The organism is Haemophilus haemolyticus, assembly GCF_001008205.1.
Classification (GTDB): Bacteria; Pseudomonadota; Gammaproteobacteria; order Enterobacterales; family Pasteurellaceae; genus Haemophilus; species Haemophilus haemolyticus_Q.
In genome coordinates this window covers 1-3,464 of the sequence record NZ_LCTK01000011.1, presented here as the reverse complement: position 1 = coordinate 3,464, position 3,464 = coordinate 1, and the positions used below count along the sequence as shown (strand labels likewise).

Annotated in this window: 4 protein-coding genes; all 4 read right to left on the bottom strand. The window is 37.2% G+C overall.

The window, feature by feature from the left end; translation table 11 throughout:
* Positions 1 to 26 precede the first annotated feature (26 nt).
* A complete protein-coding gene (locus AAX18_RS03055; RefSeq protein ID WP_046952907.1) occupies positions 27 to 587 on the bottom strand; it encodes an RNA 2'-phosphotransferase in 561 nt (186 codons plus the stop codon).
* Positions 571 to 942 carry an SMI1/KNR4 family protein gene (locus tag AAX18_RS03050; protein ID WP_046952906.1) on the bottom strand — a complete coding sequence of 124 codons (372 nt, stop codon included), beginning with the start codon at positions 940 to 942 and terminating at the stop codon, positions 571 to 573. Before AAX18_RS03050 ends, AAX18_RS03055 begins: the two co-directional genes overlap by 17 nt.
* Before the next feature lie 128 nt (positions 943 to 1,070).
* On the bottom strand, positions 1,071 to 1,412 hold the full coding sequence (locus tag AAX18_RS03045) for a hypothetical protein (RefSeq protein ID WP_046952905.1): 342 nt from the start codon (positions 1,410 to 1,412) through the stop codon (positions 1,071 to 1,073).
* Positions 1,409 to 3,464: VENN motif pre-toxin domain-containing protein (locus AAX18_RS03040; protein ID WP_052748872.1), on the bottom strand; the 2,056-nt coding region annotated here is incomplete at its 5' end. The genes AAX18_RS03045 and AAX18_RS03040, both read right to left, overlap by 4 nt.

The following is a 3,464-nucleotide window of genomic DNA, read 5'->3' as shown; positions in this document are numbered from 1 at the left end:
ATCACTTTATTAGTTTCCTTTAAAAGTTATCTTTCTCTAATGAATTCGACTGGAATACCATCGGATAACCATACCTTCTCATTACCTATATAAAACTTAATGCCTTTAGATTGAGCTAATTCTGTATCAATAGTCAAAAGAATTGTCTCTCCTTTTTTTCTATCCCCGACCAATTTTGCTGTCTCAATATCCTCAGATAAATGTACATATTGACGAGACATCGGCTTCAATCCATTTGATTTAATATCATCTAAATAATTTATACTTGTCCCATGGTATAAATACTTTGGTGGATAACCAATTTCTTTAGAAATTTTCATTGGAATTGAATGACCATAGAAAGCTCTTATTTTTCCATTTTTAATCTCATGCCTTTTCTTTTCCGATAGGTTGATCATTTTAACTAAATCGTCTTCGGTTAACGTATTCCATTTTTCATCACTATTTCTAAATGATGAAATTAATTGTTCGACAGAAACCCAACCTTCAGAATCCAGTTCTAATTCATATTCCCATGGCGCATGACGAAGCGCATAGGAAACTTCTTTACTTAAATTTAAATAGTCCATTTTAATACTCTTTTGCATTTTTGATTTCTTCTGCTAACCACTCATCAAAATCCTTACATTCATATTTATTGGCTTCATTACCAAGATCGTGAACATAAACTCTCGGGTTTCCAGAATAATCCGTCAATTTGAAACAAGCTGCCCAATCGCCATCTCTAGCAAATGATATTAAATCAGCCACACCTGTAAGCTCTTCAATAGCCTTACTATAAAGATAAACATTATCCTCAAACTCAGAATCCTCAAACCACCAAGGAAAATATTCCAATTCATTTATCTTTTCCATATTACTCGATAAATCAATATAAGACTGAGGAAATTTAAATTTTTCAGGTAATTGTTCTTTAGGATATAAATTAAATTTAGTTTGCATAATTACTTCCTTTATTTCACAACTTTTTGATCATACAGGGAAGCATGCCCTAACTTAGCAGACCAGCTCTTATCAACCCTATAAAATAAAGTTATAGAATTTAATTTATTAATATTTTATAAAAATTATCATTCACCATACTTATCTTTAATATTTTTATATATTTCCTCAAAAATATTATTAATTTCTTCATCTCCGCTATGATAAAGTTCCCAATCAAAATCATTTAATTCCATTGGTTGAATATTTATATACAATCCATTACTTTCAATTCTTTTATCCCAATTTAAAATATCATTTGAATTTATTACATTAAATTGAGACAGATCCTCTAAAACAGGAGTTAAGTCTGATGGCCTCCTTATTAATACATAAATTTTATTTAAATATAAATTAATAAACAATCCAAAACCAAAATACACCTCACCAACTTTGAATTCAAAATCTGTTTTTTTAGATTCCAATATCATCTCTTATTTTCCTCCATTTTAAATTTAAAGTCATTAACTTCCCCCTTAACTTTAAAATCTTTTGTCTCATAATCAATTTTTCCTGTTTTAGAGTTTTTATAAAAATGGATCTGATTAGACTGTCCATTAGGTAATTTTATTGACTCCGTAGTCATTTTCTCCCAATCTTCTATTCTTGAGCCATCTTTAGTTAAAACTCTAATAATCTCTGGATTGCGAATATACCCATCTTTTAATTTTAACACTTTAGATCTTTCAATTGCATTCTGAGTTAGAAAGCCATTATGATCTAAAATTCCAGCATCCTTAAATGCTAATTCAGTCCTGAGTAATGAGCGAGAAATATTATTTGTAGAAGGATAATCCTCATCCCCAACATTAGTACGCTTATACCCATCCATTCCCGATGTCGGATAAGCTTTATTTTTTCCACTAATTAAGCTCTTAACGTTGCTAAATCCAACTTTTGCATAGCCTGTTGCTGCACCCAAACCCATTGCTGTACCAGCTTCCATCAAATTCAAACCAAATTTTGTTTTATCCGAAAGCTTGCTAAAACTTTCTGCATTCTCACTCTCAACTAAATTAGATAATGCAATACGATTTGCTGTATTTAAATCATTTGGATAATGCACCGTCATACGACTAAAGAACCCTAAATTTCTCTCAAGCTCTTCAGCCCCTGTGTTCATTTCATGTAAATGTGCCGTTTCACAAGCCACATTACCCTTACACGCTATAAGTTGCTGGCGATTCTCTTCACTAATCCCTTTATATTTCTCTAAAATCGGTTTAGTATCACGGCCCTCTTTTTGCGCTTTGCTCAGTTCGCGAATGAGGTTCTGAACATCTGCAATACTTAGGTAATTATTCTCCACCGCCCTTTTAGCCGTCTCTGCTCCAGAAGTTGCCGCGATGAAACTCCCCCCTTGCTCTGCTGTGGTGCCATTCACCTTCGCCGTCAATGCCGCAGCCAATCCGCCCGCCAACTGACTTAACGTACTAATGTTTTCCTTCTCATTTGCCGTTAATTCACTCACAGGCTTGCCGTAAGCTCTCGCGATGATTTCAGCCGTTGCTTCTCCTGTCACCCCAGCCACTGCACCTGTTAATGGGTCTTTGCCTGTCACTTGGAACTCCACCGCAGAAAGAAGGGCATGTGCCATGAGGTTAGTCGCTTTGTCTTTTGCCGTGTCACCTGCCGTCATCTCATGGATTTTTTGATTGAGATAAGGCGAAGCCAGCGCAACAAGACTGCCTGCAGTATCGTTTTGTGCTGCCGCTTGTAATGCTGCCGTCACTGCTCGAATCGCCATGCCTGTCTTACTTCCAATACCGTAAGTGCCGTCTATGTCATTTTGAATCGCAGTAATTTGTTTACCGATTTCTTGCGCTTGCTTACTCGCTTTGCCGTATTTTTCTTCCGCTTTAAATTTTTCCAATGACAGTTTATTAATCTTCTCACGCTCATTATACGTAGCAATATTAATCGCGTTGTTGCTGATGTCGCCTATCACTTTCGCCATTTCTTGGCGCTCTTGCACTTTTTGTAAATCTTGCTTTTCAACTCGTTGATTCGCATTTTTGGTGTCACGTGAAAGTGCGGTCAGATTTTCCGGGGTTTCGGTGTCTATCTGAATGTTGTCGCTAATGGCTGATTGGGTGATGCTGCGCGCGCTTTCATTGGTGTTACCTAATAAACTGAGGGTGGAGCTGATAGCTTGCATCGGGTTGATGCCTCCCGTGCCTGCCCCCATGCTCGCACTTTCGGTTTTAATCTCGCTTTTATTTTCAATATCGGTATGCGTGAGCGATTTTGTTTTAAAGCGGTTTTTACTTGCATCAGCATCGCTTTCGATGATGGCTCCATTCAGTTGGGTATGGTTGTGAATATGAGCATCCATGCCATCCTCTCCCATACGAATACTGGCTTGTTCATTCACTTGAGCATAATCTACTTTCGCTTTGTTATAGGAGGCACTGACCGAGGCTCCACCTCCTGAACCCTGTGCCACCGAGCCGCTTGTGCCTGCGCTCGTTTGTTTGGATTCG

Excerpts from the sequence above, each read along its gene's own strand:
- AAX18_RS03055 (WP_046952907.1), bottom strand. The coding sequence starts at position 587 with ATGCAAAAGAGTATTAAAATGGACTATTTAAATTTAAGTAAAGAAGTT.
- AAX18_RS03050 (WP_046952906.1), bottom strand. The coding sequence starts at position 942 with ATGCAAACTAAATTTAATTTATATCCTAAAGAACAATTACCTGAAAAA.
- AAX18_RS03045 (WP_046952905.1), bottom strand. The coding sequence starts at position 1,412 with ATGATATTGGAATCTAAAAAAACAGATTTTGAATTCAAAGTTGGTGAG.